1 protein-coding gene is annotated in these 576 nt (G+C 55.4%); it reads right to left on the minus strand.

The genetic code is table 11. The features are described from left to right. Positions 1-430, minus strand: a 430-nt coding sequence (locus CS062_RS27480) for an alpha/beta fold hydrolase (protein ID WP_158238934.1), incomplete at its 3' end; no start/stop codon positions are given. Positions 431-576: the final 146 nt, after the last annotated feature.

Below are 576 nucleotides of genomic sequence, written 5' to 3' on the forward strand. Positions count from 1 at the left end.
CAGCATGGACGATGGCCTTGATCTTGTCTTGGTGCTCGTAGGAGTAGTGAAAGGCCAGACAAGCCCCCCAGTCGTGGCCCACAAAGATGATTTTCTTTGGAAGGTTCAGCAGCTCGAACCAAGCGGTGAGGTACTTGTAGTGATCCAGGAGGCGATATGAGCCATTCCCGCTCTTGCCGGACTTACCCATTCCGATCAGATCAGGGATGATGCATCTAGCCACGGGCTCGATGTGAGGCACGACGTGCCTCCACAGGTAGCTGGAGGCAGCGTTACCATGCAGAAAAATCACGGCGTTCTCGGCGTGCTTCTCGGAATCATAGTAGTTGATGAAGGAGTCCAGCACGTTCATTTGCTTGCAGCGAGCCCACCACTGAGGCCCAGTGATCATGCGTTTGCGTTGCTCGGGGTCGTACACCTTGGAAGCCATGGCGGCCGCTGAGAATCTCTTTGTCAGCTGTTGCACAGTCGACACGCGGTTTCTCTCGCGTTTCAGCATATTGAAAGGCGTGTTTTTCGCCTTTTTCCCTCGTGACATCGCTACAGTCGACCAACCCGATGGCCGGGCGAGGGGCA

Source organism: Roseateles chitinivorans, assembly GCF_002761755.1.
GTDB classification, from domain to species: domain Bacteria; phylum Pseudomonadota; class Gammaproteobacteria; order Burkholderiales; family Burkholderiaceae_C; genus Roseateles; species Roseateles chitinivorans.